Here is a 24,410-nt window from a genome sequence, read left to right as displayed (position 1 = left end):
TCCGCAACACTGAGTGGATTCGGCCTACCCAGCAGCCACCTCCTGCACCCACCAATTACGCAAAACCCCTCGCATTCCTTGTTCTACTAGGTAAAACGTTGGACCCGAGGGGTTCAGGTTGCACGCCCTATTTTGTATCAATAGTGCAGTACAAATAGTGGAGATGCGGGGAATCGAACCCCGGTCCGACGATGCATAACTCAAGACTTCTCCGGGTGCAGTCTACTCAGCGTTATTTTTGACTCCAGCACTCACGTAGACAAGTTGCTGACGAATCTAGTTATCTTAATGTTGCTGGCAATTCGATAACATCATTGCCAACCAGAGGCTTTCAAAAACGACGCCACGAACCTAACACGAAAGCAATGTTAGTGTGACGGATTCGGGCTCGCCTTAGGCGGCGAGGGCGAAATCAGACTTCTGCTTGTTGGCAGTTATTTTTTGCAGAGAATCGTTAAAGAGATGACTCTGCTTCCTCTACCCGCTTCCCTTCAGCGATCATCGCCGTCGAAACCGATCATCCCCTATGAAGTTGTCATAAGCTGAAGCTTTCAGCCGTAACACAAGACCGTATGAGCACGCCTCTCCATCGGATACGGCATAGCTACAACGAGCCTCCCCGAAATTATAGACCGTTCACTGCCACAACGTCCAGATAGCACCCTGCCGGCTTCTTCCGAGAAAACACTCAGCTATGATCTCCTTCTCCTCGCGCCTTCCGCGTAACTATCCAGCAGCCATACAAAGTCAGTTATTATTTTGTGGACGCACAAAGGGGAACGCCAACACCTGGCGAATATTTGTATCCGTCAAAGCCATCACCAGACGATCCAATCCAATGCCTAATCCTCCGGTTGGTGGCATACCCAAAGCCATTGCATCAAGGAAATCGACGTCAAGCTCCATCGCGTCGCCGTCTCCCCCAGCAGCTTTCCACGATTGAATCACTAAGCGTCGGCGTTGCTCCACCGGATCAGTCAATTCTGAATACGCCGTCCCTAGTTCCATTCCTCCAGCAACCAAGTCCCAACGCTCCACTAATCCAGGCTTAGTGCGGTGCGGAGCCGTTAACGGTGAGGTTTCCGCAGGAAAATCCACATAGAACGTCGGCATTACGGTATGCGACTCAACGAGTTCCCCGTACAGCTCCTCAATAATCGCTCCCTGCCCCCAATCTGGGCGCACTTCAATATCGTGCTCTCGGGCAATGCGCAGCATCTCATCCATATCCGTGTTTACAGATAGCTCAATCCCCGCTGCTTGACTGACGGCCTCACACACTGATACGACTGGCCAATCCCCAGAAATATCGACCAGTTCTTTCTGCTCAGAACCATCAACACTAAGTGGCATTACAGGTCGCCCGTATATTGCGCACGCTGCTTCTTGTACCAGACGTTGCGCCAGGCGCCGCATATCACGGTAATCCGATCCACGCCGATAGGCCTCAACTACTGTGAATTCCGGATTATGCGTCGCGTCTGCGCCCTCATTACGGAAATTCCGCCCGATCTCAAATACGGCATCCATTCCAGCAATGACCAACTTTTTCAGGGCTAATTCTGGAGCAATACGGGCCACCAGATCCATACCGTAGGCGTTAATATGCGTCCGGAATGGACGTGCACTCGCACCCCCATGAACCGTATTGAGAATCGGGGTTTCCACCTCAAGATAATCTTCAGATAGTAAAGTCTGACGGACAGCTTCGATTGCTTTCGAACGCAACCGCAACAGCTCCACCTGATGTGGATGCACGATCATATCCATTGTTCGCTTGCGTAGCCGCGTTTGTGGATCCCGCAACCCGTCCCAGGGCACAGGCAGATACGCCTTAGCAAGCATTTGCCATGATCGAACCAAAATCGAAGCCGTGCCGTTACGCGACTCCCCGGCGACGCCATCAACCCGAATAATATCCCCGCTATCGGCATAGCGGGCGAACATGCGCAGTTGTTCTCGCCCTACAGACTCTGACTCAAGAACTAATTGCCGTTGGGCCTGACCGTCCACAAGATCAACAAAGCACACTCCGCCATGATCGCGAATACTGCGCACACGACCAATAAGTCCATTGGCGAGGCATGGATTTTCTGCGCTCTCATACTCAGCAAGCCACATTCCGTTAACTTGCCCGACGGGATTAAGCTCAACTCCACATTCCTGCAGATCGCGAGCATGAGCGCAACGATGCCGCTGCTGGTCCGTCATTTCCCCAAACATGTCACTATTTGGGGGCGGCGGTAACTCCAGGGCACGTACTTGCTCAACCTCTGCTTCAGTAAGTCGAACCCGATCCACGTTTTCGCGACGCCCAAACAGATCCGGCAAAAATCCCTCTGCTCGACCGGCAGCAATGCATACCGTCGGAACTGTTAACACGGAAGACAACGCCAAATATCGCGGCGACCAGGTAGGACCATACTTTGCGTTCGAACGATACAGACGCTGAAGCTGCCAAATACGATCGAAGAATCCAAGAATTCGTGAATTCACCTTTTCTAAGGGCGAGGCATTGATTTCTTCAGCTTCAGCAAAAACCTGACGGAGGAATGCGAAATTCAGCGATACCCGCGTCACTCCATGATTTCTTCCCCACGCCATTAGCTCCGCAACGAGATATTCATTGGCACCATTAGGCGCCTGAGCAGAACGACGCATGTAATCCAGGGATATTCCACGACGCCCCCACGGGACGAAACTCATGAAAGCCACAGGCTCACCGTTGTCTTTATTAACTTGCGCAATAAGGACGCGCGGATCGCTCGGATCACCTAATCGACCCAATGCCATCGAAAAACCGCGCTCAACCTCACCGTGCCTCCAGTCCTCGGCTGCTTGAGCTAAGGCTTCACATTCGCTATCTGGAATATCGTCTTGATAGCGGAACTGGCAGGTGTAGCCCTCACGCCGTAGGCGTCGAGCAGCGCGGCGCACATCCGTCATTGCCGGAGTATCCAACCGGAAAGCCTCGGGCAGAATAATTGCCTCGTCACCGAGTTTGAGAACTTCATAGCCTACTACTTTGGAATACTCGCGAGCGCCAGCTTCTGAACAGGCCAGGACCCCAGGAGTCATTCCATATTTATGCGCTTGTGCGTCCCAGGAGGCGATTGCAGCAGCCCAATCATCTGGGTCGCCAATGGGATCTCCTGAGGCCAGGCAGACGTTCCCAAATTGTTGATAAGCAATGGCGCAACGCCGACTGGGCGAGAAATGAAGTAGCTTGTCGCGTCGGGTTGCGACATATCCGAGGGAATCGTCCTCGCCGTATTTTGCCAATAGTCGCCGCGCTTCAATTTCATGGCGGCTGTTCCACTGATCCGGCGAGCGCGTCGAATACAGGAACACCGCAACCGTCAACACCACGGTTATACCGAGAGTCACCGAAACAACCCGCGGGACAATCGGCGGTAACCCTTTCAACCAGTGGCGTGGCCAATCCAGGCCAATTCCCTGCGATATTGCCGCCCAGAATTGCTTCCAGAACCGCCCTGGGCAGTGGAAAATATGCACCAAAATCCAGGTGATAATCAGCGAAACGACCAGGCCAACAACAAACACCACAAGTGCTCTACGCCAGGATGTTGAGCGAGTGCGAGCGGTAAAAGCATCGGCTAGCCAGACGATTATGCCGAGGAAAATCAGGGAGACGATAATATCGCCCACCATGACGACTAGCTCCGGCATAAAGGAATTCTCCGTCATCGTTAAGACGAATACGATCCCGGATATTGCCGATACGATGCCAAACATCTGGAAAGCTGCAACGATAAAAAGCGCTAAGCGTTTGCGATGAAGCAACCCAAGATACAGAAAAGCTGCGGTAAAAAACGATACTAATGAAGCCGTAGCCGGGATATTAACCGAGACGAATATTCGTTCAACAAAGGTGAGTTTGGGCGAATACGTCACGACTTTACGCATCACTAACGCAACCAAAGAGGTTAAGGTCGCTAGCGCAAAGATCCAAATCAGGATTTGCGCAACAATGCGTTTCTTCCGGTCAATCATCAGTTCACTTTCTGCGTAGTTAGGCAGCCTGCCAGGCAAACTCGGGAGAAATGCGCCCCAGCCACGCGAAAGCTCGCGGAGTTCCCGCACGCCATACCGGCCAGGCATGCCCACCATTATCCGTTAGCACCGTATGCAAGGACGTTGGCGCATGAACCTTATCAACAAATTTCTCCCAATGCTCTATGGGGACGGTATCGTTCTTCGCAGCAATAAACCACAAATGAGAATCAGGCGCTTGCTCCTGGGCAATCGTCGGCAGATCGTAAACCCGATCTTCTTCTGGGCGTAGCGGCTTGCCGAGATATGTTGGCCAAAAATAGCCCGACATATTGATTCCATAGGCATAGATATCTGGATGTTTCATGCTCACCATCGCCGCACACCATCCGCCTGCAGAGTATCCGATAGCGGCCCACGCCTGACGATCCGGCACAATCCGTAGATTCTTCATCAGCCAGTTTCGCCACGGCGAAGTTATGTAGGAATCGACAGTGATTTTACCGTCGGTGCTATCGAGACATTCCGTATCATAATTTCGCGGAAACACATCCGGCGAGACGACAATTGCTTCGCGCATTTCCTTACGCTGGCTGGCAAGTTCCACCATCTGCCCGATGTCCATCTTTTTCCTATATGCCGACGGAGTTCCCGGCGTGCCAGGAAAGGCAACCAGAACGGGATAGAACCGATCTGGATTGCTGAGATAGCTCGGGGGCAGCCACAGGAGCGTCTTAGTCGTTTTATCCCCCACTCCCGATCCGGGGACCTCAACCGTCAGATAATCTCCCTCTGCGGATTTTGACCAGGAGTGCCCAGCAAAAGCCGGATTCTTCTCCGGATGTGCCTGCAGATCCGAAGCTTTTCTCGTCACCCACGCATTAGCTTGCACTGCCGGTAGCGGTTGACCGACGTCCTTTTCTTCTGAGACGTGAATCGTTGGATGAAAACTTGACCAGGTCGGATACCATTCGTTCATCCGATTAAGAACAACAGCCACTAGAGAGAGTGCTAGCACAACATTCACCACAATCATTAACGCTTGCCGCAGCCTCATTCGCCACGGACGTACCTGGGTGCCTGCTTTAGGCACAGAAAAAATAGACCATACAAATGCCGCCACAAACGCACACAGCGTAAAACACAGAGGACCCCACCCTACGGGCTGTAACCAGTTCGGCATCCCTTGCTCTCGCTTTCGATAATCATTACAACGCTAGTGCAGTCTCAACGATGAAAATATCTCAGATCCATATATACCGCGAGTTTTGCGCCCTGGTATCCACCTTCAGCCGGAGGGAAAGACGCATCTCAACGGCAGATTCACCCACAAGCCTGGGCCAATCATTTGTTTACGCCACTTTCTTGCTACCGCTCCGCACTAATCCATCTGCGGGAAAATCCGGAAAACGGCGTGTCGCTTAGCATTTGTGCCTATTGAGAACCTCACAAGGCAGTCGGTTAATTTACAGATCTTTTCTCCGTCACCGCTGTATCCAATCGGAGCTCTGCCGCGCGGTTACGCGCAGGGCGATCTAGCTTTTCTCCTACGTTATCTGCCTTTGCGAGATGCACAGAAAATGAAACTGATACAGGTAACACGCCAAGCGTGCAGGCGCATACAAGGGTTTACGTCATGCCCTTAAGAATCTGAATCCGGCAACACAGCCCTATGCTCATACTGTACTTATCCAGATAGCGATTCTTCGCGATACCGGCACGCGAGTGAGCAACGCGCAAATCTACCAGCATGCGCTACGAGCTATGCGCGCTATGGAATCCATACGCCCCAGAATTCAGGCGGTACATATCTCACAGCCTATCTGTTGATACCACGTTACTTTTTCGGCGTCGTATTCCAGCGCACCTCAATCTGATAATCTGCCGCTTGCGTCCCAGCTAGCATGGATTTCGCCTGAATACTCAACAGCTCCTCTGACCGTTTCTGTGCTCGCTCAAGCAAACCGCCAGCAAGCGCCTCAGAAGTAGCCCGTTTAGTTTCCGTATTGAGAAAATCAGTAATATCCGAGACAGAAAATTGGTTAATTGGATTGAAAGTCTGGTCATACTGTTCAATTGACGCAGGATCAATCGCGCTTGACAGTACCTGTGGCTCAGGCACCACCAGAACGACCTTGCGCGCACCATCGTCAATATCCACATCAATTTTCTCAATATCACTTATTCCTGCCTTTATCGTGCCGGAATAAGTAACCAAAAATGATTTTCCGGTAAAAGGCACACTCCACCCAAGGATCTGACGACCTTCATCAGAGAACTTTCCGACCCCAGTAAAGCGGTATTCCTCAACCGCGAGTTCAGCAAGATCTTCAAAAGAGTTCTTGATCGTTTGCCCAGTGATCTCTGGTTCTGGATGCGAGAAAATCTTTATTGAGATTCCGGAGATTGCCAATACTACACAGACGAAAGCTCCCAGGAGCGCTGCCGTCGTCCCAATAACTCCCCATCGGAATGATCGCAGTAGCCGGCGACGTGGGCGCCGACGTTCCTTCTGGTCTGGTTCCTGCTCTGATTCCTCACGCGATAAACGCTCCTCATCGCGCATAGAACGATATGTGAACAGTGGCATCTGTATATTCCTTTATGCTGACGGTATACGGCGCTAAACAGCCATTATCGTGCTGGCATCGCCGGTCATTATGAAAATCGGCAACGCTCTTATTGATGTGCGAGTATCTCACACATGGGCAATGAAAAAGTGAATCGAATACTCATAGCGGCTTGTTAGCGTTGACGGCGACGCGCCTGGGCCATAGCCCGTTCGGCTTCCCGAGCATCTTGCTTGCGGCGCAACGTTTCACGCTTATCCCACTCTTGCTTGCCACGGGCCAACGCAATCTCAACTTTCGCGCGCCCGCGGATGAAATACAGCTCTAAGGGGACGATCGTGAACCCCTTTTCCCGAGAACGCCGCGCCAGATCACGCAATTCATATTCATGCAGTAGTAATTTACGCTTCTGGGCTGGCGCATGATTAGTCCACCCACCCGTTGCATACACCGGAATATTTGCTCCGAGTAACCAGGCTTCCCCACGTCGGTCAATATCAATCCAGGCTTCCGCCAAGGAGGCACGCCCCATCCGTAGGGCTTTGACTTCAGTTCCTGCTAATACCAGGCCTGCCTCGTAGGTTTTATCAATCGCATAGTCGTGACGTGCCTTTTTATTGCGCGCAATGACGTGCTTGGCATCAGCTTCAGCCTTTGCTTTTTGCGCTGCTGTCATCTTTTTCGGCTTTGTTGTCTGAGCCATCGTCAACCTCCCATCACGTCATCTTCACACTAATATCTACTTTGTACAACCTGCTCGCCGCGAGCAGCTCTGGAAATTATGCCATACGCACAGGCCGTACCTGTTAAGAAGCCCCACTAAACCGCGATCTTCTCCGTATGATTCGTTGCTATCAGCGTTACCCTAGCAAATTCCTTAAACATATATTGACATCACCGGATAACTGGAGACGACTTCACCTTGGCACACAAATACTTTGCCCAAATAGCTACTAATTAGTAGCTATTAGTTTAGTTATAGGTCTCCACGAACGAACTCAGCGTCATTGGATCAAGTACCTGCCCGTCACGCCACACCTCAAAATGAACGTGGCAGCCAGTAACCATTCCCGTTGCACCCGTCCATCCGATAACATCCCCCTGGCGAACGGATTGACCAGGAACAACATTAAAACCAGACATGTGGTTCGATACGGTAACCCACGACGAGCCGTTAACAATCCCGTGGTTGATATACACCTGATTGCCGTGCGTCGAATTGCCAGCAGCCGGAATAACCGCAGAAACCACGCCATCCGCAGCCGCCACCTGAGCCTGACCACACGGAGAACGCAAATCAACACCTTGATGCATCCAGATCTGACCATCAAAAGGATAGACCCGCATGCCGAAAGGTGACGTGACGTACAGCGGGTTAGGAATCGGCGGGATAATCCACGAGCCACTCGTATTCACCCCAGCAGATCCAGAGCTATGAGCTTGGGACTGCGCCTGAGCTGCGGCAGCCGCCGCAGCAGCCGCACGCCGGTTCTCTTCATCAATTTGGGCGATCCGAGCTGCCGTGGCGTCCCGAGCCGCGCTCACTTCCGCCAAAGACTGCTGATAGTTAGCCTTCTGGGCTTGGAATTGTTTGGACTGATTATCCAAACTCGCCTCTAACGCAGCGAGCTCTGCGCGTTTTGAATCTGCGACGTCCTTCTTTTCTTTTTGGACCTTAACCAGTTGATCTGACTGTGCCTTAAGATCCTCAATCTGTGCTCGCACGGCCTCTTGACGAGCTTGCCGATTCTTCGCCTGTGCAGCCCGTTGCTGATACTGCGTCAGTGATAGCGTCTGGGATCGCGAAATTACTGATTGCGCCCGATATGCATTCGCAAAATCCTCTGCAGTACTCGAACCAAACAGCACCTCAAGGGTTGAGGGCATCATCTCCCCGCGATACGTCGCCCGTGCCAGTTCCGCTAACGAACGTCGGGTATCTTGCGCACTGCCCTCTGAGGAAACAATCTCCGCGTCAATACTCGCCAACTCTGTTTGAGCGGAATTGAGCAAGGCCGCATTTGCTTCAGCTTGGCGCACCGCCGCAGATAACTCATTTTCTGCCTGCTGAACAGCGACCTCGGCAATCGGGATGGCTGACTTAGTCTGTTCAAGTTGCAGGTAGGTCTGCTGCAGATTAACGTCAATCCCCTCCAACTGAGACTGCAGACGTTCCTGCGTGGCTTCCTGCTGCCCTTGCAGTTCAACAAGATCAGATCGCTCATCAGCATAGGCCGGAAGACTGGCCGCTACCCCGCAGCTTAACGCGCCAACCACTGCTACGGCGGCGAAGCGTCGATGATGTGAACGACGAATTGCCATGAGCGTTTCCTTCAAGCCTTATCGTGAGTTGTGATCCGAATTCGGTACTAGACCCTGGTGTATCGACGGAGAGCCAAATACGAGGCCAACATCGAGATAACGAGCGAACCGACGAGCAACCAGGGCGCGAGCAGCAACACATTCGATCCAGTGATGATACGCAGCCAAGAATCCGCAAACCAGTTATGGATGAAATGCTGTACGCCCACCCAGAGCGTCCCAATTGCCAATAGCGCACCGATCAGAGAAGCAAACATGCCTTCCAAGATAAAGGGCGCTTGAATAAAGGCGTTCGAAGCTCCGACGTACCTCATAATTTCGGTTTCGTTGCGTCGGAACATCGCTGAAAGACGGATTGTTGCCGGAATAAGTAGCAGGGCCGTCAGGATCATAATTCCCGCTAATACGCCAGCGATTAGCGTCAGACGATTGAGCATCTTGAACAGGGGTTCAAGCTGTTCGCGCTGGTCAATGACGGTATCCACACCAGGGCGCCCCTCTAAGGATTCGCGCACTACGTCGTATTGTGAGGGATCGACAAGTTTAATGCGGAATGAGGCCTGCATGAGATCAGGGTCTACGGTATCAACCCAGGCGCTATCGGCAAGATATTGGCGGAATGACTCGTAGGCTTCTTGCTTCGTCTCGAAGAATACGTCCTCGACATACGGGGCAAGCTGCGGAGATTTAATGTAGGCCGCCAGATCGTCAATCTGAGCTTTGCTCGCTTCCCCTGCGGCGCATTGCGCAGTGTTCTGTTCGGGGGCACACATAAAGACGGATACTTCAACCCGGTCATACCAATCGTTCTTGGCGTTTTCAATCTGGGTTTGCAACAGCACCGCTGCCCCAACAAACAATAACGAAACGAAAGTAACCAGCGTCACCGAAGCCGACAAGGCCAGGTTTGCTCGCAGCCCTTTAATAACCTGGGAGAAGATGAAACGTAATCTCATGCTTGGCTCCCTCCATATACGCCTCGGTCCTGGTCGCGAACCACATTGCCATCAACTAACTCAATAACGCGCTTGCGCAACTGGTTGACGATTGCTTGATCGTGGGTGGCCATGACAACGGTCGTCCCCTGACGATTAATCCGATCCAGTAGGCGCATAATGCCTAAGGCAGTCTTATGATCCAGATTTCCCGTCGGTTCATCCGCGAGGAGCAACTCTGGGCGGTTGACCATCGCACGAGCAATCGCCACCCGTTGCTTCTCACCGCCAGATAGCTCATGCATCCGGCGCTTCTCTTTTCCGTCTAAGCCCACAAGCTCCAAAACCTGCGGAACCTCTTTCATAATGGCATGACGTGGCTTACCGATGACCTGCATCGCCAAGGCCACATTGTCAAAGACGTTCTTATCAGAAAGGAGGCGGAAATCTTGAAACACTGTGCCGATCTGCCGACGCAAAAATGGCACCCGCCGAGTGGAAACCCCAGATAGATCTTTACCGAGGACGTGAACTTTTCCAGAGGTCGGGCGTTCCTCAGCTAGCACCAAAGCCAGCATGGTGGACTTCCCCGATCCAGATGCGCCAACCAAAAAGACGAATTCTCCTCGGTCGATATTGACGCTCACGCCGTCAAGTGCTGGCGCAGCCCCTCGGGCGTAAATCTTTGTGACGTTATCAAATGTGATCATAGATATGCCAGTTCGTCGGAAACCTAGTCCCGATTAGCATAGAGGGCGAATCCGCGCAGACGGAGAGGCGCGCCGTCATGCGTAATAGATCACCTCAAAAGGGCGAGAAGCTCTTTCGATTAATCCGATTTTGCGCTGTGCCGCCAGCGAATACCAGCGTCAATAAAGGCGTCAAGATCCCCATCAAATACGGAATCCGTATTGCCGACCTCGCAGCTCGTGCGCAAGTCTTTCACCATCTGATAGGGATGTAATACGTATGAACGCATCTGATCTCCCCACGAGGCTTTGACGTCACCGGCCAATTCCCGCTTCTTTGCCTGCTCTTCTTCGTGGCGCCGTTGTAATAGCTTTGATTGCAATACTCGCAGGGCCGCTGCTCGATTTTGAATCTGCGACTTCTCATCTTGCATCGAGACGACAATCCCCGTGGGGATATGCGTCATTCGCACAGCAGAATCCGTGGTATTCACTGACTGACCACCAGGCCCGGAAGAACGAAAAACATCAATTCTCAGTTCTGTTTCTGGGATCTCAATGCTGTCGGTCGTTTCGATCAACGGGATAACCTCCACTGCCGCAAAGGAGGTCTGCCGGCGCCCCTGATTATCAAATGGGGAGATACGAACCAGACGATGCGTTCCCGCTTCAACGGAGAGTGTGCCGTAGGCATACGGAGCTGAAACCTCAAAGGTTGTCGATTTAATCCCTGCCTCTTCCGCATAGGACGTATCCATAACCTTCGTCGGATACCCATGACGCTCTGCCCATCGCAAATACATCCGCTGCAACATCTGTGCAAAATCGGCAGCATCCACCCCGCCCGCGCCGGAACGGATCGTCACCACAGCAGCTCGCTCGTCATATTCCCCGTTGAGCAAGGTGCGAATCTCTAGATCCGATAAATCCGTGGCAATCTTCGCCATTTCGGCGTCAAGCTCAGCGAATAGTTCCGCACCTGAAGCCGCATCCGTTTCAGATTCTTCGCGCGCCATCTCATATAGCGTCTCAACATCAGACACTCGTTCAGCCATCTTGCGCACCCGCTCTAGCTCAGCTTGGGCATGAGATAGCTTCGAGGTAACCGCTTGAGCGGCTTGCGGATCATCCCATAGATCCGGCGCGGCTGACTGCTGCGTCAGTTCGTCAATGGTTGCTTGCAAGCCAGGAACGTCACTTACTGCTTCAATCTGGTTGAAGCTGCGACGAATCTGCTCCAGTTCTTCCTGATAATCAATAGCCACGGTTCGATATTCTACGGTATTCCCCATAGGTTAAGGCGTGTACGTTATGCCACGTCCGCCACGGACCGCTACGGTAAAGGGGTGGACAATACTCCCTTCAAACTTGCTGCATTGGCCGTCACGGCAATAGACGGGCTGAACGCCGTTGGGGTGCGCGGCCCGTACACTCGGACTGCGGATTTCCAATACGGCACAGTGATTGACGACCGCGGTCGCCCGTGGATTGTGAAATATCCGCTGCATGCCATTGCTGCGACGATGATCGAAGCGGAAGCCTCCGTCGCGCCCTATTTGCTCAATGCGCTACGAGATGGTCACTTGCCTTTTGATGTCATGCGCCCCTCAGGTTTCGCTCAGGCAAAGCATGGCCGCGCCGTCGTCTATATGGAGCCGTTAGGGCGGCAAACTGAATTTGACGTCCTTGATTTAGCCGGTGCAGGTGAGCTGGGGCGTGCCTTGGCTGCCATCCATCGTCTGCCCCACTCCATTGTGGAAAATGCCGGACTGCCGAGCTATGACGCACAAACATGCCGACGCCGGCTCCTTTCTGAACTACATGATGCCGCAGCTAGCGCCGCCATTCCGGGCGTGTTGCGTCGGCGTTGGGAGAATGCCCTCGAAGTCACGGATATGTGGGATTTTGAGCCGTGCGTCGTTCATGGCGATATTGGTTCGGATCAATTCACATGGTCCGACGGCAGTATCTCGTGCGTCCTCGGTTTCGGTAGCGCACACGTCGGCGATCCTGCCTCAGATTTTGCCGCGCTCATTTCCGGCATGGACGAAACGCTCTTCGATGCGGTGATCTCTTCCTATACGAACGCCTTGGATCGAAACCTGGACGAGAATTTCTTTAACCGCGCCGTCTTGCTCTCTGAGCTGGCATTAGCGAAATGGCTCATGTTCGGTGTACGCCGTTCTGATCCTGACATTATTGACGACGCCGTGAATATGATGAACGATCTGGCCGCCGATGTGGAAGCCGATCCCGAGCTCGCTCCGGGGCCAACCTGGTCTGTTTCCAGTATTGATCCGCATACCAATATGGGATATGCCGAAGATGCTGGTTTCACGTCTGATACGGGTTTTGTTTCGGATACTGGCTTTGCCTCTAATGCGGGCTTCGCCACGGAAGCAGACTTTGCTTCTGGCTCATATGGTGAGAATTCGGACTATACGTACCGCAATGACGAGGAGGAGCACCCCGCTTCCTAAGAAACTTAGTTTCTCGGCTCGTGGAGGCGCAGATTCTAGGCTACCCAGGGGTTCTGTATTTCTGCTTTCTCGACGCACGGCTCGCTCGTGCTCGGCTCTGACGTGGATTTTCCTTTCTTAGGAAGGCAGCTCAGATAATGGCTGCAGGCGGTACTACTGCGCGTCTGCCGTATCTGGTAGGCAGCATCCGCTAAGGCAGAATAATTCTTCAGCAGCCCGATACTGACGTGCTGAGCAATGCCCCCTACCTATTTACCCGCGTATTTACTCTCGGGCTAATAGGCAGTCACATGCTCGAGCTAGTATGGGTCAGGCGTAACGATCCCTCCCCAATCCAAACGGCCCCTCACGCCAATCCACCGGCCCGCAAATACTCTCTCAAGGTATCGACCAGCTCTGCTTTCGTCACCTGCCCTGCGCTCAGCTCTCGTCGTTGTGGATCAGATTCACCTAAATAATAGAAACACGCACCAATTTGCTCTACTGGGATATGTTGCGAAGCCGACCATGCCAGGCGATACAAGGCTAATTGCCACTCTCGGGCAGCAATATCCGAAACCGACGGGCGGTGGCCAGTCTTCCAATCGACAATCATCACATCGGGATAATCCGCAAGCGCAGAGGTATCCAACACCGCATCAATGACGCAGCGCACCGGAATCCCATCAAGCTCCACCTCGCATTGTTCCTCGACCGCAATCGGCTCGCAGTGGGCAAACGGAGCGGCTTCAAAACGCGCAAACAACTCCTGCGCACGCGCCTGCGTCAGCTCTTCCTCATCCCCATAATCCGCGTCAAGATATTGAGCATCGTCATCAATATCGAGCGCTAACGGGCGCTGATACCAGTGAGCGATACGTTCATGAACATCAGTTCCAATACGGGCAGCACGTGAGGGTGGCACCGGAATCGGGCGGCGCTCATCCCTGGCAAACTGCACCGGATCATGTGCCAGCTTCACCAAACCCGAAGCGGTAAAGTAATCGCGAACCTGTGGCTGTTTTCCATGCCCACGCTGATGTTCTGCCGCTAAAATATCCGCCTGTATTCGCCACCGTTCGATATGCTCCATACGTTCTTGTGGCGAGGCTACCTGCCACGGATCACGAGCCGTACTCACCTGGCGTTGCACATCAATCGGCCAGCGCATACTCCCGTCATCGTCAAATCCTGAACCCTCATTGCGATAGTCAGCAGCAGCCTTTTTAATATCAGCAATATCCTCCTGCGATAAGTAAGGCTCATTTTCTGGATCGGCAGTTAAATGAGCTGACATATCGCGAACGAAGGCATTTTCGCGGTAATTAGTTTCCCTCTCAGGCGGGCGATTCCCTTCCGGTTGATTCCCTTCCGGTTGATTCCCTTCCGATTGATTCCCCTCCGGCTCGTGCCCCGTTGGCTGCTGTGGGTTGAGCAAAACCGACTCGCGCGCCTGCACTGCGGAATCTGCATTGGGATGATCCTCAGCGCTTCGGCCCCAACCTGCGGTAATCTGAGCTACTGCAGCCTGATCGGTAGCATCTTGCTGGGATAAATCCGGCTCGATATTATCCGGCGAATCCACTGCCCTATGCGCACTCAAGGAATGAATCGTCGGAGCATCCATATCCTGAATTGCACCACTATTAAATTGCGCAGAGCAGATATACACCTTGTGGCGTGCCCGAGTGAGGGCAACATAGGCGATACGGCGTTCCTCCGCATTCCTATGCCGACGCAGACCTCCTGTTATCAGATCTTTCATTTCAGCAAGGACCTCGGCTTTGCGCTGAGGTAAATCTGCTTTAGCAATAGAGGTTGGCTTACCAAAAGAAAATGCTGGCAGATAGCGAGCATCCATACGAAGCGGGTATGGCAGCTCTTTAGCGCTCGTCAGCCAGCACGAATCCCGCTTATCGTCATCACGCTTTTCGTCGATCTTATCCGTCGGCCCCATATTCATTACCGCAACGATGTCCCACTCCAGACCTTTCGCAGCATGAACCGTTGCTATTTGAACGACTCCGTTCCGCTCACAATCCTCTTCATCCACATCATCGGAGGTTAACTCTTTCACTTCCTCATGTTCATCAAGCGCGTCGAGCCAATCAACGAACTCTCGAATGGTCGCACCCGGATGCCCAGCCGCGTAGCTTGCCCCAAATTCCACGAATTGGCTTAACACCGCGTCAATCTTTCGACCGCCATACGGGCGCGCTTGGGCGTACAACCGCAGATTAAGCCGATCAATAACCCCATTGATGAGCTCCGGCAAAGCGCGGAAGCGCTGCTGGCGAATATCAGCAAGCAGATGAGCGATGTCTCCAAACCGTTGCAGTCCTATTTCTGATATCCCCGACGGAGTCTGCGAAGCCTCACTCAAGGCCTCAAGCCCCTCCACCACGCACAGATATTCGTATTCAGTTCGAGAAGAATTTTTATCCTGTGCCGCAATCGACGATAGGTAACGCGAGAACGCCATGAGATCTTGAGCGCCAATCCCGTAAAAATTAAACAGGCTCAGCACTGCCTCATTGCGTTCTGGATATGCAATCAGGGTCAAGGCATGACGGACAAGTTTCACCTCTGCCCGTTCAATCAGCGGCTGACCGCCGATGACCTCATAGGGGATACGCCATTCGTCAAAGATTTGGCTGACCGCTTTAATCTCTTTCCATCCACGGCACAATACCGCCGCGCTCGGAGTTGACCCGTTCACATCTGGTTCCAGATCTGCCGCCAGGCGCCGCGCTAAAGCTACCCGCAGATCATGAGAGGTCATGCGGTGTAGAAAGACGACGTCACCTGGTACAGGTGAAGGTGGAGCTAGGGTGGCTGGTGATAGAGAGTCTTCACAGGAGGGATCTGTTTGCAGCGAGGAAGGATGTGATTGCAACACTCTTCCTGCATAAGCAGCGGTCTGCCCCGCCATCGCCTCCTCAGGCTCAGAACATCTCGCCGACGCCAGAGCGTCTTTTTCGAGATCAAGTTTGCGTAATTCTTTCACCTCAATATCGGGATACTCGCATTTACCCGAGGTTAAGGCATTCGCTGCATGTAAAATCTGCTGATCGTTACGGAAAGCGACAGACAAGCTGAGATTCTTCTGCACCTTGAACCGACGCATAAAGTCACTCAACCCATTAGCTGACGCACCCCGCCACGAGTACAGCGACTGGTTCGGATCACCAACCGCACATACCGACCACGAATCACGAAACATCGCCTCTATGAGCATCGCCTGATTAACCGATGTGTCCTGATATTCGTCAAGCAATACAAGACGATATTGTTCAGAAAGATCGCGCCCAACGCTCGGGATATCACTGATAATCTGGCGAGCAAGTCGAACTTGATCGCTGAATTCCATAAGCGAGTGCTGCTGGCAATAATCCCGATAGGCGGCAATGACGGGGATAAGGGCAATTCGCAATTTCATTGCCTCTAGCGCCCCGGATAATGCGCGGTTCATATCGGTGGCTTCTTTGGCTTCAATACCAGCATAATGACGAACGTCGTTATTTAATCTCGCCCCTTTAATCGAAGTAATGACGTCAACAGAATCCTGGCAAAATTGCTGCAACTGAGCACAACTACAATCGTGATCGTTCATGCTTTCTGCCAGTGATAACGCCGTATCGACGAGCTTTGACATCGAAGAACCAATGCACGCATCAACGAAAGCTGGATCTTGGGCATATTGCGAAACGATGCGCTCCATGATCTGCCAACGTTCGCCATCGGTTATCACCCGAGTATCGGGCGTAACCCCAATCAGGAGGCCATAGGTCGCGACGATATCAGCAGCAAAGGAATGATAGGTTGCCACATGTGGGCGTTGCAGTCGGCTATGGATACGGTAGGCGCTATCCGCCTGTTCATCTGCCGGGCGATATAGCCCCGCACGTATCGCCTTATGCAACGTCTGCTCGACCCGTTGAGCTAGTTCGGCTGCGGCAGTTCGCGTGAACGTCAAACCTAAGGCCTGGTCTGGGCGCACATTTCCCGCAACAATATGCCAGGTGATCCGTTGAGCCATCGTCGCTGTCTTCCCAGAACCTGCCCCAGCGATAACCGCAATCGCCGGATCTTGGCAGGTGATGACTTCACGCTGCTCGTGCGTCGGTTCATTAGCCAACAAACCCACAAATTCTTCATAGCTCGTCATGAGAAAAGCCTTCCATTGCCAACCGATGGGCATACATGAGCAAATGGGCATCGCGAGCACTCATCGCTAGCTCGGGCAGAGATACTCTGTGCAGAAAATTCACGACGGACGAATTCGCATGCAGTAACCATCTGCTCGGCGTCAGATTTCGAGAAAGACTCAATTCGCGCCTTTTTGCCTTTAGTATGCGAGGTATTGACATTGACAAGCTCTGCACTAGCTTGCATGCCTTTCGCTGCGTGCGCAATAGCACCGACGTAAGCGAAGAATTGGTAGCTGCGCAACTGCATATTCCGTTGCGGATCTCGTGAGTCCCGCGGTGATCTGCCCGTCTTAAAATCGACAATATTTACGTCATTATCGCAATACTCAATGCGATCGAGCCGACCAGAAAGTCGGACTGGACCAGCCGCCGTATTCATGTCGTAACGAGCTGGCTGCTCCACACTAACCCGATCCACATGTTCAGCCTGTGCGTCCAGGTATTCCTTGAGATGATCGACCATCTTTTCCACATCACGGAGTTTGGCAATCTCACCGATATTGGTACTGCGCGGCAAGGTATCAAGCAGCTCACGCGCACGCTGCGCGTAGGATTCGTCGGTACCCTGCGCATATTCTTCCGCTAATACGTGGAGAATCTTTCCGATCTCGATATGTAATCGCTGCCCTTGCTGGCGCATTCCGGCCTGATCGAAGAACGCTTTTAACGGGCATTGCCGAATATCCGCTAACCGAGACGGCGAAACCGACATAACAGTAGTGTCATCGTGCGCCTGGCTCGTCCATTGCCACCGATCTACCCATCTACTCGGATCTGCCTGCCAGATGCCATCATCGGCAAGTCGTTGAGCGATAGCAGTAGCTTCCTGCGCCATCTGTTCATCTGCACATCGGGTAGCGCGGTGTAATTCCCCTAGCAAACCCATCAAGCTGTAGCTCGTGTGGAAAGAACCAATACGCTGGGCATCTGGGAAAAACTCAGTAAAGAAGCGCGAAGCCTGCGCCTGCGGGCTATCCTCACTCGTCAGCATTATTCCGCGTCGTGCCCGACTAACTGCCTGCAGTAACATCCGCAATTCGTCATCTAATACATCACGCAGATACTGTTGCGCCTCCCCTGCCGAACCAGATAGCGCATGACCCACCACGATATTGACCAGTTGCGGCACGTGGGTCATGACATTGCGCAATCGCATATTGGGCCATTGCCCCTCAGCAATGCCAACAACCGCAACATAATCCCATTGTTTGCCGATAGCTGACGACGGAGTAACGAGGCTGACCTCATCACGCTGACCACGAGTGCGCGCAATCGAATCTTCTGGCACGTCATTACTAAAGACGTGTTCGTCAAGCAGACGGAAATCTGCATTTACGCCATAGCGATCCACAAGGCGTTGAGCCACCCGAAATAACGCGATAATGGCGTCAAGATTACTGTGCGCCTCTTCTGCTCCCTCACGCCCAGCTAAAGCGCACTCTCGCCACTGCTCGGCTACCCCCACGCTATCCCAGGCTTCCCACAACAGTTGTTGTGCATCGACACGGCGCTGTGCCGCATGCCGAATCCGCTCTAATATCTGAGCGAATCTTTCTAACTGCGCAATCTGCGTGACTATCGGATCGCCCAACAAGATTGCCCGCCACAATTCCTCATCCGAGTATGGCGTGCCGGCTTGTTCCCCGATGGCATGGAGCAAGCGGAAAAAACGCCGAAGCTCCATCGGATCAATACCAATTAACGGCCCAGTGAGTACCCGACGGATACTATCGCTATGTGCCTCCTGCGCCGAACAGAGCGCTAAGCGAATCAGCTCAACCACAGCCAATACGGCCGGATGTTGGGAAAGCGATCCCGTCAGACCAACGCTGCGCACTGGCACGCCATGCTGGCGCAACTGCCGCTGAATAACCGCAAAAGAACTATTAGATCGGGCGATGACTGCCATCTGCGAATAGGGCACCCCGTGCGCATGGAGACGTTGAAAATAATTGGCAACATAGGACATCTCATCCGAGCTGTTGGCAAATAATGCGCTATGAACGCCATCGAACGGTGCAAGATCGCCATTCGTATCCTGAGCTGCCTTCTGAGATTCGTCAACGCTCAGGCATTTTTCGGCGTTGTTTTCTGGCAATACGCACCCTTCAGCGTTTTGCGGATTTCCAGAGCGCTGCGCGCCCTGGGCTAGATCCAATTGCGCATTTTCTTCTACGGGAAGCTCACCGCGCTGGGCACGATCTCCCGTCGTACCATTACCCTCAGATGCTCTAGGGCCAACAGCGCCTCGATGACGCCCGACTCCCGCAACGTGAATACCGGCGGTGATCTTCATGATTAGCTCAGTAATCTCTGGCGCGTTGCGGTAGCGCCGCTCCAAGATCATCAGGCGAGCTCCAATGCCGCCAGTAGCCGGCGAGCGCGTCAAAATAGCTGGCAACTGGGCTATCCCGCCACGGAAGCCATTAACCGCGCAATCTGGATCGCCAAAAGCGACAATATTTGATCCGTCTTCACGCAAAGAACGCAGTAAGGTGCGCAGGGCAAGTGTGGCATTGTGTACGTCATCAATGATTACCCAATCCCAATGTGGCCGCACTATCGGCTGAATAACAGTTGCCCCCTGATCGGCACTATCCCAATTATCAATAGCGGCCGCCGCACGTGAGACTAATCGGGAGTGGTCCACCATATCGGGGTTATGGTTGCCCATGCTGGCCTGGGTAGCCAGAGATTTTTCGTAGACGTCAATCAGCCGCGCTCCCCACCGCCACATCGGCTCATCATATTGACGCCCTAATTCGGCTAGGGCTGACCCGTCCAGCCCTAACTCCGCACTGCGCGTAAGAAGTTCTCGGAATTCTGCTCGGACTGCATCCAACGTCATCGCCTGCGGAGAAAAAGGCATCGATTCGAGCCCCTCTTCTGCCTGCCGAGGATCTTCCTTTGCCCCTTGGCGCTCCTTATACTCTGCATATTCTGCAGCCAAAAATTCCAAGGCCTCGTGAATCATGCGATCTTGTTCCGAGCCGCTGAGTAATTGTGGAATATTCCGACCCAAACGCGCCGCATACGCACACACAATGCGGAAAGCAAAAGCAGAAATGGACTGGACGTTAACCGTGTTGGGCAAATAGCCTAAGCGTGCCGTCATCGCATTTCGCGCTACATCGGCTTCACGACGCCCTGGAGTCAGTACCGCGATCCGAACATGTGGGTCACTCTTACACAGCCGTACCGCAAGCTCCCGGGCAAGCAAACTTTTGCCCGTTCCGGGAGCCCCCACAACACATGCCACCTCAGGCGCTACGAGATCAAGTACTGCCTGCTGAGAAGGATCAAAAATCACGTCATCGCTCACATCTTCCAGGATACGGCAAAGGTATTAATATTTATCCTCGCTGCACCCGTACAATAGGGAGAGCTAAATATTAAGGAGAAATATGCACATCACAATCGGATTCCGCCATACGGGCGGGCAGGTATCTCTCGACACCGACATGAGTTCCCAGGATCTATACGCCGCTGTTGAGCAGGCGCAAACCTCAACCCTTCCCCTGCATTTAACTGGCACCGACGGTAAAGTCGTTATTGTTCCCGCTGATTCTTTGGGATACGTGGTATGTAATTCGCCTGAAGAACGCCGCGTTGGATTCGGATTCTAAAATAAGTTACTGGTTAATCGTGCCTATCGGAAAGTGACGAACGTGCAATCTGGAATTGTTGATAACACCCACATCACCATCACCCCCGCAAATGAACCTCCGGCAGATATTACTGGGGATAATAGCGAGGTGGGAGCCTCCAGCTTCGCAGATCTCGGAGTTTCGCAGCCGGTTGTCACTGCACTAGCCGAACACGGCATCACGCATCCATTCCCAATACAGGCACTGACGCTTCCGGTTGCTCTGAAAGGCGCTGATATTATCGGTCAAGCCAAAACCGGAACAGGGAAAACCCTCGGTTTTGGTATCCCGATGGTGGAAAAGACGATTGGCCCGAACGAACCCGGCTGGGAAGATCTCAGTGCTCCTGGCGTACCACAAGGTCTGGTCGTTGTCCCCACTCGCGAGTTAGCAAAACAGGTAGCTGGGGATCTGCGCGATATGTGTACGCATCGCTCGGTGCGCATTGTGGAACTTTACGGGGGCAAAGCCTACGAGCCACAGATCAAGCAGCTCGCTAACGGAGCGGAGATTGTTGTTGGAACGCCAGGGCGCATTATTGATCTGCTGAAGCACCGCCAGCTTGATCTGTCACACACTCGCACCGTCGTCCTGGACGAAGCAGATGAAATGCTGGATTTGGGCTTCTTAGAGGATGTAGAACGCATCCTTGCCGCCACTCCGGCGACCCGGCACACCATGCTGTTTTCCGCTACTATGCCAGGGCCGGTCATCGCGATGGCCCGACGTTATATGTCTCGCCCAACGCATATTCGCGCGCAAGACGCCAACGATGACTCCGCAACCGTTCAAGACGTCAAACAAGTGGTCTACCGCTGCCATGCGCTCAACAAATCTGAAGTTTTAGCCCGTATTTTGCAGGCCCGCGAGCGCGGTTTAACTATTGTATTTACTCGCACTAAACGCACGACGGATCGGCTGGCCACCGAATTGGAGGACCGCGGATTTGCCACCGGCGCATTGCATGGCGATCTTGGCCAAGGCGCACGCGAACAGGCGATGCGGGCATTCCGCAAAGGAAAAATTGACGTTCTGGTTGCTACTGACGTTGCCGCTCGCGGTATCGACGTTGATGACGTCACCCACGTCGTTAACTATCAGTGCCCGGAAGATGAAAAGACGTATCTGCATCGCATTGGTCGCACGGGTCGAGCTGGTCATGCTGGCACGGCGATTACCTTTGTTGATTGGGAAGATTTACCGCGTTGGTCAGTGATTAATAATGCGTTGAACCTCGGTTTTCCAGAACCAATCGAGACGTACCACACCTCCGATCATCTGTATAGCGATCTCGATATTCCCTCAGACGTAAGTGGGCGTCTGCCTCGGTCTAAGCGCACGCGCGCTGGCTTAGATGCGGAAGAAATTGAGGATTTTGCTGAGACGGGGTACCGCTCCACGCGTGGGCGACGCCGTTCAACTAATGCCTCGTCTCGTTCCACGGCACGCTCATCGCGTAAGACGACACGTGCTCGTAAACGCACGCGCACGTCCTCAGCTCGGGTGGAAAACTCAGGGCAAGTGGCTGCCGATAATCACAGTGCAAAGAACTCTCATGCCCAATCGCCAACGCCCCAGGAATCTGCTTGTGCTCCAACTGCGGCAAAGCGCAACCGCAATTCCGCTCCAGTAGCTTCCGGCACATCGCACACCCCCTCGGCTTCTCGCGGTGCTTCTACCCCACGTACCCGCCAACGCACCCGCACCCGTCGGGCCACATCAAGTGAATAACAAACGGGTAGCTAAAAATCTGCAGCCCGATATCTGGAGTCATACTCGGCTCTGATAGTGGCTGCCTGTGCCGTAGATAGCTTCAACCTTAAGTAGCAGCCATCACTCAAGGCTGTCGCCAGCTATCGTGGCATTAATCAAGCAGTAGCGATCTTATGTAGCGAATCAACCGCACATATATGGGCCGGTCGTAATAACCGGCCCACTATTGCGCGTATTTATTCTTGCAGGTATTCGTCATTACTCGTCCACTATTAAGCGAAAATGCTCAACCTCGGCTAGGACATCGACTTAATAATGCCGAGTACGCCAGAAATTATAAGCTGGGTTGCGATAGCGGCCAGCAACATACCACTCAATCGCGTCAACAACATAACGCCAGCTTCACCCAAGAACCGCATTACCGCACCCGAGAAGCGCATTAGCAACCAGGAAATAGCTAATACGACAACCAACGCAGCGATAACGGTTAATTTTTCTACCCACTGCCCCGAATCACGCATAAACAACATGAAGGCGACGATTGCCCCTGGGCCAGCTAATAACGGCATCCCCAACGGCACTACAGCCACATGGATGGACCCACCGGCAGAGCCAGGATCTTGTTCCTTTCCCGTCAATAATTGCAGCGCAATGAGCAAGAGCAATATGCCACCGGAAATCTGGAGCGCCTCGGCCGAAATTCCCATCCATTCAAAAAGGAAGAAGCCAAAAAACCCGAAAACTAGCAACAAGATAAGCGCAATAAGATTTGACTGACGGGCAACCTTAATTCGCGTCGCCTTATCTTGCGAGCGCGTCAACGCAATAAAGATCGGCACGTTACCTGGCGGGTCGATAATGACCAACAGCGTCGTAAACGCAGTGGCAAAGAGCGCAGGGTCAAATCTCACGGGCGTAAAACCTCCAAAAAAGCACCTTGTGCGAGGGCATCTACCGTTGCCCGATCAGTTGAATACTCACCGAGCACATTCGGTTTTCCGCTTCCATGGTAATCACTTGATCCAAAAGGGAAAAGCTGTAGCCGTTCAATATAGCTACGCAGTAGCTCACGTTCTGTTTCAGGATTATCCCGATGGTTAACTTCCACGCCAAATAGTCCCGCTTCTCGCATGCGATCGAAAGCCCACATCGGCACTGTTCGCCCCCGATGCCCGGCAAGTGGATGAGCACAAACCGCCCGACCACCGGCATCCACAATCCATTCAATCGCCTCGCAGGTCTGCGGGGCATACTGCCGGACGTAATACGGGTGCCGAGGATGTAGCAGCCGCTCAAAAGCTTCCTCCCGCGAGGCGACTACCCCACGGGAGATAAGCGCATCGGCAATATGCGGTCGACCAATAATGCCATGTTCTCCGGCCTGCTCCTGCACGTCCTCCCACGTAATATCCACATCGCGTGCCAGACGTTCAACCATCTCTTTTGCTCGATCTATCCGCGCATTGCGCATTCGCACACAATGCCGACGCATATTGGCATCGTCCGGATTGAAAAGATAGGCAAGCATGTGTACTGACAGTGGGCGCTCACGGTAGATAAAACGAGTCGATAACTCCATACCGCGGACTAACGCGACGCCCGTGGCAGCAACCGCACTGCTGGCCTCTTCCCATCCGCTGATCGTGTCATGATCGGTCAGACCCACCATCTGCACGCCAGCCTCGCGCGCCGCATACATGAGTTCGCGGGGGCTGTCCGTGCCATCCGAACAGGAGGTGTGAGTATGTAAATCGATCATAAGCTCACGCTAAAACGCGGAACATATTTCGGCAAGCGTAACTGCGGTACGGTGAATTCTTCCTCTGCTATCTGTCGTGGGATAATAGCAG

The 24,410-nt window shown here is 53.1% G+C and carries 15 protein-coding genes and 1 other RNA gene; 3 read left to right on the top strand and 13 right to left on the bottom strand.

Features of this window, described 5'->3' with window-relative positions:
• Positions 1–155: 155 nt before the first annotated feature.
• The 9 genes from ssrA to prfB all read right to left on the bottom strand — a co-directional run bounded on the left by ssrA (position 156) and on the right by prfB (position 11,795).
• Positions 156–525: a transfer-messenger RNA gene (gene ssrA / locus ACLHIL_RS04685) on the bottom strand.
• Between the two features lie 222 nt (positions 526–747).
• Positions 748–4,014 (bottom strand): bifunctional lysylphosphatidylglycerol synthetase/lysine--tRNA ligase LysX, encoded by a 3,267-nt coding sequence (gene lysX / locus ACLHIL_RS04680; RefSeq protein ID WP_411296792.1) that lies wholly within the window; start codon positions 4,012–4,014, stop codon positions 748–750.
• 19 nt (positions 4,015–4,033) lie between these two features.
• Positions 4,034–5,071: an alpha/beta hydrolase gene (locus ACLHIL_RS04675; protein WP_411296791.1), complete on the bottom strand. Its 1,038-nt coding sequence runs from the start codon at positions 5,069–5,071 to the stop codon at positions 4,034–4,036.
• A gap of 780 nt (positions 5,072–5,851) precedes the next feature.
• Positions 5,852–6,604, bottom strand: a complete 753-nt coding sequence (locus ACLHIL_RS04670) for a DUF4230 domain-containing protein (protein WP_411296790.1) — start codon at positions 6,602–6,604, stop codon at positions 5,852–5,854.
• A gap of 155 nt (positions 6,605–6,759) precedes the next feature.
• The gene (gene smpB / locus ACLHIL_RS04665) at positions 6,760–7,287 is read right to left on the bottom strand and encodes an SsrA-binding protein SmpB (protein WP_411296789.1); all 528 of its coding nucleotides are present in this window, start codon (positions 7,285–7,287) and stop codon (positions 6,760–6,762) included.
• 269 nt (positions 7,288–7,556) lie between these two features.
• The gene (locus ACLHIL_RS04660) at positions 7,557–8,906 is read right to left on the bottom strand and encodes a peptidoglycan DD-metalloendopeptidase family protein (RefSeq protein ID WP_411296788.1); all 1,350 of its coding nucleotides are present in this window, start codon (positions 8,904–8,906) and stop codon (positions 7,557–7,559) included.
• Between the two features lie 47 nt (positions 8,907–8,953).
• Positions 8,954–9,862, bottom strand: a complete 909-nt coding sequence (gene ftsX / locus ACLHIL_RS04655) for a permease-like cell division protein FtsX (RefSeq protein ID WP_411296787.1) — start codon at positions 9,860–9,862, stop codon at positions 8,954–8,956.
• Complete coding sequence (ftsE, locus tag ACLHIL_RS04650; RefSeq protein ID WP_411296786.1) at positions 9,859–10,551, bottom strand: cell division ATP-binding protein FtsE; 693 nt, start codon at positions 10,549–10,551, stop codon at positions 9,859–9,861. The genes ftsX and ftsE overlap by 4 nt, the downstream gene beginning before the upstream one ends.
• 119 nt (positions 10,552–10,670) lie before the next feature.
• Positions 10,671–11,795, bottom strand: coding sequence for a peptide chain release factor 2 (gene prfB / locus ACLHIL_RS04645; protein ID WP_411296831.1), 1,125 nt, complete (start codon positions 11,793–11,795; stop codon positions 10,671–10,673).
• An 81-nt stretch (positions 11,796–11,876) separates the two neighbouring features.
• Here prfB and ACLHIL_RS04640 point away from each other — a divergent pair, with 81 nt between their 5' ends.
• A complete protein-coding gene (locus tag ACLHIL_RS04640; RefSeq protein ID WP_411296785.1) occupies positions 11,877–13,010 on the top strand; it encodes a phosphotransferase in 1,134 nt (377 codons plus the stop codon).
• Between the two features lie 346 nt (positions 13,011–13,356).
• Here ACLHIL_RS04640 and ACLHIL_RS04635 read toward each other — a convergent pair whose 3' ends face one another.
• Positions 13,357–17,157 carry an ATP-dependent helicase gene (locus tag ACLHIL_RS04635; protein WP_411296784.1) on the bottom strand — a complete coding sequence of 1,267 codons (3,801 nt, stop codon included), beginning with the start codon at positions 17,155–17,157 and terminating at the stop codon, positions 13,357–13,359.
• Complete coding sequence (locus ACLHIL_RS04630) at positions 17,154–20,522, bottom strand: PD-(D/E)XK nuclease family protein (RefSeq protein ID WP_411296783.1); 3,369 nt, start codon at positions 20,520–20,522, stop codon at positions 17,154–17,156. Before ACLHIL_RS04630 ends, ACLHIL_RS04635 begins: the two co-directional genes overlap by 4 nt.
• An 82-nt stretch (positions 20,523–20,604) precedes the next feature.
• Between ACLHIL_RS04630 and ACLHIL_RS04625 the strand changes: the two genes are divergently transcribed.
• The gene (locus ACLHIL_RS04625; RefSeq protein ID WP_411296782.1) at positions 20,605–20,826 is read left to right on the top strand and encodes a DUF3107 domain-containing protein; all 222 of its coding nucleotides are present in this window, start codon (positions 20,605–20,607) and stop codon (positions 20,824–20,826) included.
• A gap of 42 nt (positions 20,827–20,868) precedes the next feature.
• Positions 20,869–22,578: a DEAD/DEAH box helicase gene (locus ACLHIL_RS04620; RefSeq protein ID WP_411296830.1), complete on the top strand. Its 1,710-nt coding sequence runs from the start codon at positions 20,869–20,871 to the stop codon at positions 22,576–22,578.
• A 278-nt stretch (positions 22,579–22,856) separates the two neighbouring features.
• Here the strand turns inward: ACLHIL_RS04620 and ACLHIL_RS04615 are convergent, their stop codons facing one another.
• Both ACLHIL_RS04615 and ACLHIL_RS04610 read right to left on the bottom strand, forming a co-directional pair.
• Positions 22,857–23,471: a MarC family protein gene (locus tag ACLHIL_RS04615; protein ID WP_411296781.1), complete on the bottom strand. Its 615-nt coding sequence runs from the start codon at positions 23,469–23,471 to the stop codon at positions 22,857–22,859.
• A complete protein-coding gene (locus ACLHIL_RS04610) occupies positions 23,468–24,319 on the bottom strand; it encodes a PHP domain-containing protein (protein WP_411296780.1) in 852 nt (283 codons plus the stop codon). Before ACLHIL_RS04610 ends, ACLHIL_RS04615 begins: the two co-directional genes overlap by 4 nt.
• Positions 24,320–24,410 lie beyond the last annotated feature (91 nt).

Origin of the sequence: Trueperella sp. LYQ143, from assembly GCF_046599595.1 — a bacterium.
Classification (GTDB): Bacteria; Actinomycetota; Actinomycetes; order Actinomycetales; family Actinomycetaceae; genus Trueperella.
The sequence above is the reverse complement of the archived record's forward strand: the minus strand, read 5'-3'. Positions and strand labels throughout refer to the sequence as shown.

Excerpts from the sequence above, each read along its gene's own strand:
- lysX (WP_411296792.1), bottom strand. The coding sequence starts at position 4,014 with ATGATTGACCGGAAGAAACGCATTGTTGCGCAAATCCTGATTTGGATC.
- ACLHIL_RS04675 (WP_411296791.1), bottom strand. The coding sequence starts at position 5,071 with ATGAGGCTGCGGCAAGCGTTAATGATTGTGGTGAATGTTGTGCTAGCA.
- ACLHIL_RS04670 (WP_411296790.1), bottom strand. The coding sequence starts at position 6,604 with ATGCCACTGTTCACATATCGTTCTATGCGCGATGAGGAGCGTTTATCG.
- smpB (WP_411296789.1), bottom strand. The coding sequence starts at position 7,287 with ATGGCTCAGACAACAAAGCCGAAAAAGATGACAGCAGCGCAAAAAGCA.
- ACLHIL_RS04660 (WP_411296788.1), bottom strand. The coding sequence starts at position 8,906 with ATGGCAATTCGTCGTTCACATCATCGACGCTTCGCCGCCGTAGCAGTG.
- ftsX (WP_411296787.1), bottom strand. The coding sequence starts at position 9,862 with ATGAGATTACGTTTCATCTTCTCCCAGGTTATTAAAGGGCTGCGAGCA.
- ftsE (WP_411296786.1), bottom strand. The coding sequence starts at position 10,551 with ATGATCACATTTGATAACGTCACAAAGATTTACGCCCGAGGGGCTGCG.
- ACLHIL_RS04635 (WP_411296784.1), bottom strand. The coding sequence starts at position 17,157 with ATGACGAGCTATGAAGAATTTGTGGGTTTGTTGGCTAATGAACCGACG.
- ACLHIL_RS04625 (WP_411296782.1), top strand. The coding sequence starts at position 20,605 with ATGCACATCACAATCGGATTCCGCCATACGGGCGGGCAGGTATCTCTC.
- ACLHIL_RS04610 (WP_411296780.1), bottom strand. The coding sequence starts at position 24,319 with ATGATCGATTTACATACTCACACCTCCTGTTCGGATGGCACGGACAGC.